At 61.6% G+C, this 13,060-nt stretch carries 12 protein-coding genes and 1 pseudogene; 10 read left to right on the top strand and 3 right to left on the bottom strand.

Annotation, left to right across the window (positions count from 1 at the left end; genetic code table 11):
- The first annotated feature begins 26 nt into the window (after positions 1-26).
- The 4 genes and pseudogenes from fumC to QX135_RS32480 all read left to right on the top strand — a co-directional run bounded on the left by fumC (position 27) and on the right by QX135_RS32480 (position 4,414).
- Positions 27-1,451, top strand: a complete 1,425-nt coding sequence (gene fumC / locus QX135_RS31470; RefSeq protein ID WP_315744968.1) for a class II fumarate hydratase — start codon at positions 27-29, stop codon at positions 1,449-1,451.
- Complete coding sequence (locus QX135_RS31465) at positions 1,414-2,769, top strand: threonine/serine exporter ThrE family protein (protein ID WP_315744966.1); 1,356 nt, start codon at positions 1,414-1,416, stop codon at positions 2,767-2,769. Before fumC ends, QX135_RS31465 begins: the two co-directional genes overlap by 38 nt.
- A 138-nt stretch (positions 2,770-2,907) precedes the next feature.
- Positions 2,908-3,654, top strand: a complete 747-nt coding sequence (locus QX135_RS31460; RefSeq protein ID WP_315744965.1) for an alpha/beta hydrolase — start codon at positions 2,908-2,910, stop codon at positions 3,652-3,654.
- Between the two features lie 79 nt (positions 3,655-3,733).
- A pseudogene (locus tag QX135_RS32480) lies at positions 3,734-4,414 on the top strand (alpha/beta hydrolase).
- Positions 4,415-4,426: 12 nt separating this feature from the next.
- Here the strand turns inward: QX135_RS32480 and QX135_RS31450 are convergent.
- The 3 genes from QX135_RS31450 to QX135_RS31440 all read right to left on the bottom strand — a co-directional run bounded on the left by QX135_RS31450 (position 4,427) and on the right by QX135_RS31440 (position 7,513).
- Positions 4,427-5,369 (bottom strand): IS630 family transposase gene (locus tag QX135_RS31450; RefSeq protein WP_315744963.1). Its coding sequence is split into 2 segments (ribosomal slippage): positions 4,427-5,032 and positions 5,034-5,369, totalling 942 coding nucleotides; the frame shifts between segments, so codons are not numbered across the junction.
- 309 nt (positions 5,370-5,678) lie between these two features.
- Positions 5,679-6,179, bottom strand: coding sequence for a DNA starvation/stationary phase protection protein (locus tag QX135_RS31445; RefSeq protein WP_315744961.1), 501 nt, complete (start codon positions 6,177-6,179; stop codon positions 5,679-5,681).
- A 317-nt stretch (positions 6,180-6,496) separates the two neighbouring features.
- Complete coding sequence (locus QX135_RS31440; protein ID WP_315744959.1) at positions 6,497-7,513, bottom strand: aldo/keto reductase; 1,017 nt, start codon at positions 7,511-7,513, stop codon at positions 6,497-6,499.
- Positions 7,514-7,823: 310 nt separating this feature from the next.
- Between QX135_RS31440 and QX135_RS31435 the strand changes: the two genes are divergently transcribed.
- The 6 genes from QX135_RS31435 (at position 7,824) to QX135_RS31410 (ending at position 13,034) form a co-directional block, all read left to right on the top strand.
- The gene (locus tag QX135_RS31435) at positions 7,824-8,264 is read left to right on the top strand and encodes a hypothetical protein (protein ID WP_316196506.1); all 441 of its coding nucleotides are present in this window, start codon (positions 7,824-7,826) and stop codon (positions 8,262-8,264) included.
- A 107-nt stretch (positions 8,265-8,371) separates the two neighbouring features.
- Complete coding sequence (locus tag QX135_RS31430; RefSeq protein ID WP_315744957.1) at positions 8,372-8,638, top strand: hypothetical protein; 267 nt, start codon at positions 8,372-8,374, stop codon at positions 8,636-8,638.
- Between the two features lie 51 nt (positions 8,639-8,689).
- Complete coding sequence (locus tag QX135_RS31425) at positions 8,690-8,989, top strand: putative quinol monooxygenase (protein ID WP_316196505.1); 300 nt, start codon at positions 8,690-8,692, stop codon at positions 8,987-8,989.
- A 63-nt stretch (positions 8,990-9,052) separates the two neighbouring features.
- Complete coding sequence (locus QX135_RS31420) at positions 9,053-9,517, top strand: (2Fe-2S)-binding protein (RefSeq protein WP_315744954.1); 465 nt, start codon at positions 9,053-9,055, stop codon at positions 9,515-9,517.
- Between the two features lie 8 nt (positions 9,518-9,525).
- Positions 9,526-11,697, top strand: coding sequence for a xanthine dehydrogenase family protein molybdopterin-binding subunit (locus tag QX135_RS31415; protein WP_315747834.1), 2,172 nt, complete (start codon positions 9,526-9,528; stop codon positions 11,695-11,697).
- Complete coding sequence (locus QX135_RS31410; RefSeq protein WP_315744950.1) at positions 11,688-13,034, top strand: cytochrome c; 1,347 nt, start codon at positions 11,688-11,690, stop codon at positions 13,032-13,034. Before QX135_RS31415 ends, QX135_RS31410 begins: the two co-directional genes overlap by 10 nt.
- Positions 13,035-13,060: the final 26 nt, after the last annotated feature.

Below are 13,060 nucleotides of genomic sequence, written 5' to 3'. Positions count from 1 at the left end.
GATCCATACCAAAAAAAGAGAATGATATGACCGACTACCGCACCGAAAGCGACAGCCTTGGCCATGTCAAGGTTGCGTCGGACAAGCTCTGGGGCGCGCAGACCCAACGCTCGCTCGAACATTTCAGCATCGGACACGATCTGATCCCGCGCGAAATGATCACCGCCTACGCGACCCTGAAAAGGGCCGCGGCGGTCGCCAATCATGCCGGCGGACGGCTGGACGACAGACCCCATGAACTGATCGTGCAGAGTTGCGATGAAATCTTGGCCGGGCGATACCACGACATGTTTCCGCTGCACGTTTGGATGACCGGCAGCGGTACGCAGTTCAACATGAACGTCAACGAGGTGGTCTCGAACCGCTGCTGTCAGCTCGCCGGCACGCCGCTCGGAAGCCACGCTCCGGTTCACCCCAACGACCACGTCAACATGGCGCAGTCGTCGAACGATTCCTTTCCTTCAGCGATGTGCATCGCAGCGGCCGTCAACGTGAAGCAGCGGCTCGTTCCGGCGGTTGCGCAATTGCGCGACGCGATTGCAGCCAAGGCAGCGGAATGGGATGACATCGTCAAGATCGGCCGCACCCACATGCAGGACGCGACGCCGCTGACGTTGGGCCAGGAATGGTCAGGCTACGCCGGGATGCTGTCGGACGATCTGGAACGGCTTGAGGACGCACTAAAAGGCGTCTACCGTCTTGCCCTCGGCGGGACCGCGGTGGGCACCGGCATCAACTCGGCGCCGGGCTTTGCCGAGGCAGCGGCAGCGGAGATCGCTAGGTTCACGGGCCTGCCCTTCGTCACCGCCCCGAACAAGTTCGCCGTTCAGGGGGCGCACGATGCGCTGGTGCAGCTCTCCGGAACGATGCGGACGCTCGCGGTGTCGCTTTACAAGATCGCCAACGACATTCGCCTGATGTCGTGCGGTCCTCGAGCCGGCTTCGCCGAGCTCAATATCCCTGAGAATGAACCCGGCTCTTCGATCATGCCGGGCAAGGTCAATCCGACACAGTGCGAGGCGCTCGCCATGATCGCCGTTCAGGTGATGGGCAACGACGTCGCCGTCGGCTTCGGCGGCGGTGGCGGTTACCTCGAGATGAACGTGTACAAGCCTCTGATGATCCACAACATCACGCACTCGATCACGATCATGACCGACGGCTGCACCAATTTCCGCAGGTTTCTGGTCGAGGGCACCAAGCCGAACCTGAAGAGGATCAAGGAGTTCGTCGAGCGCTCGCTGATGTTGGTGACCGCGCTCTCGCCTGTCATAGGCTATGACAAGGCATCCAGGATTGCCCATTTCGCCATGGACAACGATCTTACGCTCAAGGAGGCTACGCTGAAACTCGGCTTCGTCGACGAAGCGGAGTTCGATCGTGTCGTCGATCCCGCAAAGATGGTGAGGCCCAATGTCGCGCCGGCTCCGGGACAATCCGCCGCAGGGTGAACCTACGGAAGAGAGCACCGAGTACGCGCCGCTGAACTGCGAGCGGCGGGCGAGGCTGGTGCTCGCGTTCGCAGAGGTGCTCTACGTAAGCGGTCAGTCTACGGAACAGACCATTGCTGCGGCCTCGCGGCTTGCGCGTGCGCTCGGTTTGAGCGCGACCCTCATCACTCGGTGGGGCGAGCTAACTCTCTCTGTAGTCGAGGATGCCCGCACATTCCTGTACCAAGCCTCGGCGAACCCTACGGGCGTCGAGATGGACCGGGTGGCCTCCGTCATCCGTGCCATCTGCGACGTGGAGGCGGGACGTCTGGGGCCCGATACCGCCGCCACGACAATAGATGCGATCGCGCGATTGCGTCCCTCGCCGACGTGGCTCTTCATGCTCGCCGCGGGGGCCGGCAGCTTGGCGCTAGCCGTCATCTTCGGCGTCCAACATGTTGCTGCCGCGGGCTTGATCTTCGTCGGCGGTTGCCTCGGCGCCTTGCTGCGGCGAGGCTTGGCGCGCTTGAGCGAAAATCTATTTCTGCAACCGTTTTGCGCGGCGCTGCTGGCCGGTCTGATCGGTGGATTGGCGGTCCGCTATCAGGTGAGTTCGTCGCTGCGCTTGGTCGCGGTCTGCCCCTGCATGGTGCTGGTGCCGGGTCCGCATTTCCTGAACGGAATGATCGACTTGGCCCGCGGGCGGTTGTCGCTCGGCGCGTCGCGCCTGCTTTATGCGATCCTGGTCGTTGCGGCGATTTCGGCGGGATTGTTGCTCGGGCTGGCCTGCTTCGGCGCGTCGTTGCCGATCGAACCGCCTGGTCGCATCGCGTCGTTGTGGAGAGACGTCGTCGCAGCGGGCGTGGCAGTCGCAGCCTACTGCGTGTTCTTCTCAGCGCCGTTCCGTATGCTGCCGTGGCCGGTCGGGGTCGGCATGGTCGCCCACGCGTCGCGATGGGTCGCGATCACGCAGTTCGGAGCCGGCGCCGCGACCGGCGCGTTGGTTGCGGCCTTGGTCGTGGGTCTGACGCTGACGCCGGTCGCACGACGCGACAACATGCCGTTTGCCGCCATCGGATTCGCCGCCGTCGTGTCGATGATTCCTGGAGTCTATCTTTTCAGGATGGCAGCGGGGCTGCTGCAGGTCACCACCCAAGCTCAGGTGACGCAGGATCTTATTGCGGCGATCCTGGTCGACGGCGCCAACGCCGCGATGATCACCCTCGCATTGAGTTTCGGTCTGATCGTGCCGAAACTAATCGTCGACGCCTGTGAGAAGCATGCCGGAGCAAGCGGAGTGCTGGGCGCAGGCTCGCCACCGCGCATTGGGCGCCGCTGACCGGTCGGGCGCATCTTTATACTGGTTTTGCTCGGCTCCAGCGCCTCTATTGACCACACGACCTCGGTTCGATCGATAGATCGCCATGACCAGTTCTGTCGCGGCCGACATCTCCAGCAAAGAAAAGGAAACGCAGCTATGAAACCCCTACAAAATCGCTTTGGGCTTGGCTCTCCTGAGCGGGATGACTGCGATTTGGCTGCCGAGCTCAAGGCCAGGACCGCAGTCCTTCTCCACAGTGCGTTCGCCGACGGGTCGAGCTGGGGAGAAAGTTATCCCCTATCTCAAAAGGCGGGGCTCAAGGTAGTCGCAGTTCAGGATCCGCTCGACTCTCTGGACAACGACGTCGCTGCGACCAAACGGGCGATTCGGAACGCGGAAGGCCCCGTCGTGCTCGTCGGCCATTGTTGGGCCGGTGCCGTCATCACCGAGGCGGGAAACGACGACAAGGTCAAATCACTGGTCTATCTGGCGGCCCACGGGCCGGACAAGGGCGAGTCAGTGAAGAGCGCGACTTCGAAATATCCGGATCCCGAGAGCCTGAAAACCTTCGTCAAGGAGCCGGACGGATATCTCACGATCAGCGAGGAAGGCATCAGGAAATATTTCGCAGCCGACCTTCCGCCCAAGGAGCAGTCCGTCGTAGCCGCGACGCAGGGACCATTCCACATCAGAGCGCCCGGCGCGACGATCAGCGAGGCAGCATGGCGGGAGAAGCCGACCTTCATGGTCGTTGCGACCAAGGACGCCATCATCCCGCCGCAAATGGAGAAGGACCAGGTGAAAGCCGCTAATGCTACCGCGATCGAGATGCCCCCGAGCCATGTCGCGATGCTGGCGTTCCCGAAAGAGGTCTCCGAGCTGATCATCAAGGCGGCGGAGTAGCAGCGCTGCCGCAAGCGATGTTGCCGACCGCCACACTGGTCGGCATGTCTTGAAACAGCCTCAACAGAGAGTAGTCATCGTGGCCATAAAGACCATCGTTCTTGTGCATGGCGCTTTCGCGGACGGTTCTTGTTGGACAAAGGTCATTCCGCTGCTCACGAAGCGTGCTTTGAAAGCGATCGCCGTTCAAAATCCGCTCGGCTCGCTGGCGGATGATGTTACGGCTACCCACCGGGTCATTGGGATGCAGGAAGGTCCGGTTCTCCTCGTCGGTCACTCTTGGGGGGGGGCTGTCATTACAGAGGCCGGCAACCATCCTCAGGTGAAGGGTCTTGTTTATATCTCGGCCGGAGCGCCGGACAGCGGTCAGTCGTTCGCCGACTGGAAGGACTACACGCCGGCGCCCGCGGCGACCGAAATCAAGCCATATGGCGAGGGATACGTCGCATTGACCCTCGAGGGGGTCCGCAAGCACTTCGTGCAGGACATCCCGTCGGATGAAGCCGATATCGTGTAGGCGGCCCAGGGCCCGCTTGCAGTCAAGTGTTTCGGCGACAAGATCACGGCGGCGACATGGCGCTCTAAACCAAACTGGTACATCGTGGCCGCGCAAGATCAGACTATTCCTTCCGGTGTTGAGCGCGAGTCCGCAAAGCGAAGGGGCGCCCAGACCCTGGTGCTGGAAATCTCGCATGTGCCGATGCTCTCTCGACCCGATGTCGTTGCCGAGTTCATCGCCAAAGCGTCGTCGTCGCTCTAGAGCATGATGTTTTTATACGGAGACATATCCTGAGTTTTTGAGATAGTTCGCACACTCCTCTGCGGAGAAGAGGTCGAGGAGCCTTCCGGCCTTTCGCCAAGTTTCCTCGATAGTGCGCGGTTCTGCAGCTCGCATGAGGTGCTTGAGCTTGGCGAAGACCTGCTCGATCGGATTGAGGTCGGGGCTATAGGGCGGCAGGAAGAGCAGATGCGCTCCTCTGGCGCGGATGATTTCGCGAGCTCGCTTTCCTTTGTGACTTCCGAGATTGTCGAGAATCACGATGTCTCCCTTGGCTAAGGTCGGAGCCAATTCATTCTCAACATAGAGTGTGAAGAGTTCGCCATTGATGGGACAGTCAATGACCCACGGCGCCGTGATCCGATCATGGCGCAGGGCCGCGATGAAGGTCATGGTCTTCCAGTGGCCGAAGGGAACGGACGCCTCCAGACGTTGTCCGCGTGGCCCCCAGCCGCGGAGCGGCGCCATGTTGGTCTTGATCCAAGTCTCGTCGATAAAGACCAATCGGGAGACGTCAATCTTGTCCTGGTGAGCTTTCCGGCGCGTCCGCTTACGAGCGACGTCTGGACGATCCTGTTCGGCTGCGCGGGTCGTTTTTTTTAAAGCTCAGCCCTTCAGCATGTACGAAGGTCCACACCGCGCGAACATCTGTTTTTATCCCGCGGGCCGCCAGCTCCTTTGTCAATTGACGCAGCGTGAAAGGCCCCGAGCGGATGCGTTGACGCAACCAATCGGCGTTGTCTCCAGATAGAACTGGCTTCTTGTGACCGCCGATCTTGCCAGGTGTGATATCGCCGGTCTCCTGCCTCAGCTTCTTCCATTTCGGGATGCAGGACGGGCTGATCTGGAGACTGGCTGCAATCGAGCGCACGCTCTCGCCGGCATCTGCCCGCGCCAGAGCAACCTCACGGATATCCTCCGAATACGGTCGCGTCATCCATGCTGGCCTCCGCACCCCAGCATGAAGCTTGAATCAGAGATTGCCTCCCTTGGGAATCCGATTCTGGAGAGAAACAACGCGCTCTAGACCGAGACGTGTCGGTCGGCGAGCCGCGGGACCAAATCAAGCCGCCTTCAGGCGGCTTTTCGTTTGGGTTCTCCGAGATTGACTACGAATATCCGTGTGCACGGAGATGTCGTGTGGCGGCACAAATCAACCTGCCGATTTGACCATCAAAGCCGCGCAATAACGGCGCGTGCTTTTCGGGGTGTGCCTAATCAATCTACACCCCGATTGCTGCCAGCATCAGGCAGTTCTTGAGGCTTCGAAGAGAAACCACGCTCGCCGCTCTGCCTGGTCAGTCCAGCCGTCCAGCAGTCCCGAAGTACCGTTGTCCCTGGCTTCATCGACGAGCACTTTCGCCTCCCGAAACGCACGAACCAGCGCGAAATTGTCTTCGCGGAGTTCGGCGAGCATGTCGGCTGCCGGTACGAATTCGGCGTCATTGTCCTTGATCGTCTGCCGGCGAGCGATGTCTCCAATCGACCGCAGGGTGGTATTTCCCGTCTTGCGAAGCCGCTCGGCGATGTCGTCGACGACCGAGAAGATTTCCGTCGCCTGCTCGTCAAGCAGCAGATGATAGTCGCGAAAGTGCGGGCCGGCCATGTGCCAATGAAAATTCTTGGTTTTGAAGTAGAGCGCGAGCATGTCCGCCAGGATTGTGTTGAGCGCGTCGGCGGCTGAGGTAGTATTTCGCAGTGCCAGGGCTGATGCGGAATCGGATGTTGGTATGCGGGCTGGAATCATTGTCGTCTCCAAACGTTCACGCGGCGAGCCGCGACGGAATGTGAGAAAAATGACGATCGGGGCGCCCCAAGGGGAGGAGCTCGGGCGGCTTGCGCCCCGACCTACGCATGGCGCGCCGCCATCCGCAGAGCATTTGGCTTTGAAAGGACGCGCGCTTGGGGGGCCGGACTTTCTGAAAGCCAAAGTCGTCAAGATTTCTGAACTGATAGCGAGGGTAGAACCACAAATCCTCAGCATCAATTAAATCGGTGTGACATCGTGTAAAACTTGCATCCGCCGGATTTACAGGTGTGGAGCGCGGCCGCCGACGTCGAGGCTTATCGATCGATCGGCAGAGGCGCCTCCGCAGAAACCAGGCCTCTCTTTCGAAGTTCACGCCAGAATTCGGCAGGGACTCTGGTCTTCAGCGCCGCGTGGTCTTCGAAGATACGCCCGGGCTTGCTGGCCCCGGGGATGACCGCGGCCGACGCCGGGTGCGCCAAAGAGAAGTGGAGCGCCGCCGCTTTGATGGGTATGTCGTATTCCGCGCAGAGCGCGGAGACTTTCTCGACCTTGTTCGCGATCGCAGGCGGCACCGCACCGTATTCGAAGTGACGGCCGCCAGCGAGCACGCCGGAGCTGTAGGGACCACCGATCACGATGTCGACCTTCCTGCGCTGCGCCGTGGGCATCAGCCGCTGCAGCGCCAGCTCGTGGTCGAGAAGAGTGTAGCGGCCGGCCAGCAGGGTGGCATCCGGCTCAGCCTCGGCGAGCCCGAGCAGGAGCTCCACAGGCTCCACTTTGTTCACGCCAAGACCCCAGCCCTTGATAACGCCTTCGTCGCGCAGCCTGGAAAGAGCCCGGAAGGCGCCCGTTCGGGCGGTTTCAAACATCGCAAGCCATCCGTCGCCGTAGAAATCCTGGGCGATATCGTGAACCCAGACGAAATCCATATGACCGATATTCATGCGCCCGAGGCTGTCCTCGATTGACCTCATCGTGCCGTCGTACGAGTAATCGGGAACGACCTTGTTGAGACGGCCGTGTTTAAAAATGTCGCCCTTTTCGCCGTAATCCCGCTCGCTCGGATCTTCGACCCCGTCGAGGATCAGCCGCCCGACCTTCGAGCTGAGAACGTAGTCGCTGCGGGGTCGTTTGGAGAGCGCTTTGCCGAGGCGGATCTCCGCCAGTCCCGCTCCGTAGAATGGTGCGGTATCGAAGAAGCGGGTGCCTGCGTCCCAGGCTGCATCCACCGTCGCGAGCGCCTCATCCTCCGGAATGGCCCGATACATGTTGCCGAGCGGAGCGGTGCCGAATCCTAGCGGCCCCGCCTGAAGTGCTTCCCTGATTCGCATATGAACCTCCGGTGTTGATGGTGCCGGCGCGACACCGTCTTGGCGCCTCGCCAATTTGCAAACGCGGTTCATCGACTGTATGTCGCCGAGCCCCCACGGGCGAATAGCGATTTGTAAATCGAGAAAAATCGATCGCCGAAAAATACGGGCTCCGAGTCGGAAGGCGAATTGTCTGCGCGGCGCCTTCGCTGCCGACGTTTTACATCTCTTTACGGGCGCCTGTTGCCGCTTCCGATTATGTGTGACCACGGCAATGGTGCTCGACTTGGGCCGCTGCGGCAAATTCAAGAACGAACGGAAGGGCGGTACCATGAGCAAGACGAAGGTGCTTGTCGTCGGATCCAATGCGACCCAGATCGAAGTCCAGGGCGGCAAATGGGGGCCGACCGGAAACTATCTGAACGAGACCGTCGTTCCGAGCATGGCCCTGCAGGGCGCCGGTTATGATATTCAGCTCGCCACACCGGACGGCACCAAACCTCACATGGACAAGGCCTCGGACTCCGGCGCGCATTTGGGCGGCGATGCTGCCGCTTATGCCCGCGCCAGGGCGTTCTGGATGAATGATCCTGCGATGAACCAGATCCAGCCCCCTGGGTGCCGTGATCGAGAAGGGACGGGACGGCTATGCGGGCGTCTTCGTGCCGGGCGACCAGGCGCCGGTGGTCGACCTGATGCAGGACTCCCAGATGGGCGAGGTACTTCGACATTTCCACGATTGTTCGAAACCGACGGCGCTTCTCTGCCATGATCCGATTGCGCTCGTCTCGGCGATGTCGCGTCCGGTAGAACTTCGCGCAGCCCTGATGGAAGGTGACAATATAGACGCGCAGGAGCTGGCCCTACGCCGGATACCTGATGACGATCTTTTCCGCTTCCGAGGAGACATGGGTGGAAAGGGAAATCCTGCACGGCAAGATGTATTTCACGATGCCCCAGGCGCCAAGCGCAGCGGGAGGTGACGTGATTATGACGAACGTCGATTTCGAGCCGCACGTGATCGTCGATCGTGAACTCATCACCGGCCAGAATCTGCGCTCCGATCATGGGGTCGGTGAGATGCTGGTCAAGGCGCTCGACAAGGCAACGGCCCGGCACAGGTCCGGCGTAGCCGCATCCGCCTGACTGAACGGCGGATTGCCGCCGCGAGACAAGGCCAGCCGACAGGAGGGATCAGTGGCCTCTCACATGAAAACGACGGCGCTATTGAAGGCTAAGCCTGGCAGGGCGAGCGAACTGATCGCTCTGCTGCGGGGGCTGGCGAACCATAGCCGGTCGGAGCCGGGCAATCTTCGATGGGATCTCTGGCAGGATCAGAGCGACAAGACCAATTTCATCATCGACGAGCTCTACAAGGATGCTGCTTCGGTAGAGGCCCATCGGGCAACTCCCCACTTTCGGGAGTATGCATCAAGAATCGACGAGCTCGCGACGAGAACCGCCGTCACGTCGCATCCTTTGGACGTGGTCTCATAAAGCGACAAAGCCCGGCGCGTCTTTATCGCGCCAAACTCGCCTCAGAAAACGGCAGGAGCTCACATGGCAACCACGCTGAACATCAACGGTGAGGACAGGTCCTTCGAAGCGCCACCCGAAATGCCCCTGCTGTGGGTGTTGCGCGACATACTCGGCATCACGGGTACTAAATTCGGATGCGGCATGGCGCAATGCGGCGCCTGCACGGTGCATGTCGACGGAAAGCCGGTGCGCTCTTGCGTGCTGCCCGTCGGCAATGTTCAAGGCCGAACGATAACCACCATCGAGGGCATCGGCTCAACGCTTATAGGTGCCAGGGTCCAGAAGGCCTGGCTCGACCTTGAGGTGGTGCAGTGCGGCTACTGCCAGTCCGGCCAGATCATGTCGGCGGCGGCGCTCCTGCTGTCGACGCCGGATCCGGACGATTCCGATATCGACGCTGCCATGGCCGGCAACATCTGTCGCTGCGGCACTTATGTGCGCATCCGTGCCGCCATCAAGCAGGCGGCGGCCGCTCAGAAGGCTTAGGTGACCTCATGACCGGATCCATCGAACTGTCTGACATCTCGCGTCGTCACGTTCTTGGTGGCGCATTGGCTTCGGCCTTCGTCTTCGCCTTCCATCTCCCGGTCCGGGCCGCCGGGCCCGTGCAGAAGGGACCGGACGGCGCAGCGTTCGCCCCGAACGCCTATATCCGGATCGACGGGACCGGCCAGGTGACGCTGATGATGCCGCAAGTCGAAATGGGTCAAGGCATATACACGGCCGTTGCCACAATCCTTGCGGAGGAACTCGATGCGAACCTGTCCCAGGTCGCATTGGAGCATGCTCCTCCGGACGAGAAGCTCTATACCAATCCATTGCTCGGGCTCCAAGCGACAGGCGGATCGACCTCGGTCCGCGCGTTCTGGACGCCTCTCCGGAAAGCCGGCGCCGCCACACGGGCCATTCTTGTCAGGGCAGCCGCCGACCAGTGGCACGTCGCAGCGGAGAGCTGCAGCACGATCAACGGAGCGGTCGTTCACAAGGAAAGCGGTCGACAAACGGGATATGGCGACCTCCTCGATGCCGCGAAAAAGATTGCGGTACCCGGCGACGTTGCGCTCAAGGACCCCAAGGACTTCGTCCTGATCGGCAAGCCACTGAAGCGCCTCGACACCACGGACAAGGTCAATGGCAAGACGATCTACAGCATCGACACCATGATGCCCGGCTTGAAATTCGCGACCTTGGCGCAGTGCCCGGTCTTCGGCGGCAAGGTGGTGAAGGTCGAGGACGAGGGCGCGAGGAAGATCGCTGGTGTACAGCAAATCATTGCGTTGGACGATCTCGTCGCCGTCGTCGGAGATCATATGTGGGCCGCCAAACGAGGGCTCGAAGCTCTGGACATCACATGGGACGAAGGCACGAACGCCAACGTCAGCTCCAAGGACATATGGGAGCATCTCCGTGCAGCGAGCGAGGGCGAGGGCGTCGTCGCAAAATCCGTCGGAGACGTCACCAAGGTGCTCTATTTGGGCGAGACGTACGATGCCTCGTACGAAATGCCGTTCCTTGCGCACGCGACGATGGAGCCTCTCAACTGCACGGTCCACGTCACGCCGACGTCGTGCGATATCTGGGTGGGAACGCAGATCATTGCCCGAGCCCGGTCCGTGGCGGCGAAAGCGACCGGACTTCCGGAAGAGATGGTAACGATCCACCAGCATCTGCTCGGCGGCGGATTCGGGCGCAGGCTCGAAGTTGACATGATCGCCGTCGCGGTGCGGATCGGCGGCGAGGTCGATGGACCCGTCAAGATCGTGTGGACCCGCGAAGAGGACGTGCAACACGACATCTACCGTCCCGTCTACCGCGACAGCATTTCAGCGCGAATGTCAGGCGAAAAGGTCATCGCGCTGAAGTACCGCGTCGCCGGTTCGTCGGTGATTGCGCGCTTCCTGCCGCCGGCCTTCAATCAGGGCATTGACATCGATGCCGTCGACAGCGCGGTCGATACGCCCTACGACATTCCGAATGTTCAGGTGGAGTACGTCCGCGTTGAACCAGCCGCCGTGCCGACCGGCTTTTGGCGCGGGGTGGGGCCGAACAACAACGTGTTCGCGATCGAATGCTTCATGGACGAATTGGCGCGGAAGGCGAATAAGGACCCGGTCGCGTTCCGGCGCGACATGCTAGGGAAGACGCCGCGAATCCGGCACGTGCTGGATCTCGCGGCGGAAAAGTCGCTCTGGGGCCAGCCTTTGCCGCCGCGCGTCGGCCGCGGCGTCAGCGTACAACCCACCTTCAATACGTCGATCGCGACCGTCGTCGAGGCCGAAGTGGATACCGGCGGGGACGTCTACATTCGCCGGGTGACCCTCGCAGTGGATTGCGGCCTCGCCGTCAATCCGGACACGGTCGTTGCGCAGGTCGAGGGGGGCATGATCTTCGGCCTGACCGCCGCTCTGTATGGCGAAATCACTCTGGAGAAGGGCAGGGTCCAGCAGTCGAATTTCCATGACTATCGAATGCTCCGCATCGACCAGGCCCCGAAAATCGACGTCCACCTGGTAAAAAGCGGAGAGGCGCCGGGCGGGATCGGTGAGGCCGCTGTCGTCGGAGGGCCTCCCGCGCTGCGTAACGCGATCTATGCGGCGACGGGTGTCGCATTGCGCCGTCTTCCGATCGACCGGGCTTTGATCGCGGAGAAGAAATCATGGTTGTAAAAGCCGGACTCTTGAAATGGGCAGCCGGCGTTGTCGTTGTGGGCGCCGTCGTTGCGCTCGGCGCCGTCTGGTACGTACGCGGGCCCGGTCCGCTGGCCTTCAGCGGCGGCAAGAACGTCCTAGTGGTTGACTATGAGCACGGCGATCCGACGGGCGTGCCTGCCGAGTTGAGGCAGGCCAGCCTCATAGAGCGCGGCAAATATCTCACTGAGGCAGCGGACTGCGTAGTCTGTCATACTGCGCCGGGCGGCAAGAAATATGCTGGCGGCTTCGCGTTCAAGCTTCCGTTCGGCACCATGTACTCGACCAACATCACGCCGGATCCGGAGACGGGCATCGGCAAGTACACCGATCAGGAGTTCCTCGACGCGATGCATCGCGGCGTACGCCGCGACGGCGCGCGACTTTACCCGGCCATGCCGTACACGGCTTACACTCTGGTCACGGACGCAGACGCGCTTGCGATCAAGGCCTATCTCTTCAGCCTGCCGTCGGTGCGCTCGGTGCCGCCGGAGAACACGTTGCTGTTTCCGTTCAGCCAGCGTTGGGCCATGACTTTCTGGTCGTTGGTGTTCAATCGCGACGAGCGCTTCCGGCCCGACGTGTCGCAGACCCTGAAATGGAATCGGGGCGCCTACCTGGCCGAAGCGCTGGCCCATTGCGGCGAATGCCACACGCCGCGCAACATCGGGTTTGCGCTCGATAACCGGAAGAAGTTCGCCGGGGCGCCGGTCGCAGGCTGGCAGGCCACGGATATATCTTCCGACAAGTCAACCGGCCTCGGCGGCTGGAGCGACGACGAAATCGCTTCCTATCTCGGTGTCGGACACGTCTCCGGACGCGGCACCGCATCGGGTCCGATGGGCGAGGCCGTCGATCACTCTTTCAGCAAGATGGCCAAGGCCGACATCGAGGCGGTGGTCACGTTCCTGCGGAGCGTTCCGCCGGCGACCTCGTCGAGTCCCTCGCCGAAGCCCGTACCTGCTCCGGCATCTCACAAGGATGGCGTCACCGCGAGCCTCCTCGGCAAGAAGATCTTCGAAGGCGCCTGCGCGAGCTGCCACGGTTGGAGTGGCGAGAGCGCAGTCTCGAAGTTCGCGACGTTGACCGGGAGTGCCGCCGTCAACGACCCGAACGCTACGAACGTGGCTCAGATCGTTATCAGCGGAACAAGGCGCCTGACTCCCGTCGATAGCGCGCTCTCGATGCCGTCATTCGGGCGTGCGTTCTCCGACGATGAGATCGCCGCGGTGGCCAACTACGTGACCGGCCGCTTCGGCGCGAAGGGTTCGTCGCTGACCGCAAGGGACATTGCCGAGTTGCGGGCGCAGAACTAGGGCCGCGTACCGTGGGCGGCCGGCGA

It is taken from the genome of Bradyrhizobium sp. SZCCHNR1098 (assembly GCF_032489375.1).
Taxonomy (GTDB): Bacteria; Pseudomonadota; Alphaproteobacteria; order Rhizobiales; family Xanthobacteraceae; genus Bradyrhizobium.
This window is presented reverse-complemented; position numbering and strand designations above follow the sequence as displayed.

Bases quoted from the DNA above. Each gene is read 5' to 3' on its own strand.
- QX135_RS31445 (WP_315744961.1), bottom strand. From the start codon at position 6,179: ATGATTCCAGCCCGCATACCAACATCCGATTCCGCATCAGCCCTGGCA.
- QX135_RS31465 (WP_315744966.1), top strand. From the start codon at position 1,414: ATGTCGCGCCGGCTCCGGGACAATCCGCCGCAGGGTGAACCTACGGAA.
- QX135_RS31410 (WP_315744950.1), top strand. From the start codon at position 11,688: ATGGTTGTAAAAGCCGGACTCTTGAAATGGGCAGCCGGCGTTGTCGTT.
- QX135_RS31435 (WP_316196506.1), top strand. From the start codon at position 7,824: ATGAGCAAGACGAAGGTGCTTGTCGTCGGATCCAATGCGACCCAGATC.
- QX135_RS31415 (WP_315747834.1), top strand. From the start codon at position 9,526: ATGACCGGATCCATCGAACTGTCTGACATCTCGCGTCGTCACGTTCTT.
- QX135_RS31440 (WP_315744959.1), bottom strand. From the start codon at position 7,513: ATGCGAATCAGGGAAGCACTTCAGGCGGGGCCGCTAGGATTCGGCACC.
- QX135_RS31460 (WP_315744965.1), top strand. From the start codon at position 2,908: ATGAAACCCCTACAAAATCGCTTTGGGCTTGGCTCTCCTGAGCGGGAT.
- fumC (WP_315744968.1), top strand. From the start codon at position 27: ATGACCGACTACCGCACCGAAAGCGACAGCCTTGGCCATGTCAAGGTT.
- QX135_RS31420 (WP_315744954.1), top strand. From the start codon at position 9,053: ATGGCAACCACGCTGAACATCAACGGTGAGGACAGGTCCTTCGAAGCG.
- QX135_RS31430 (WP_315744957.1), top strand. From the start codon at position 8,372: ATGACGATCTTTTCCGCTTCCGAGGAGACATGGGTGGAAAGGGAAATC.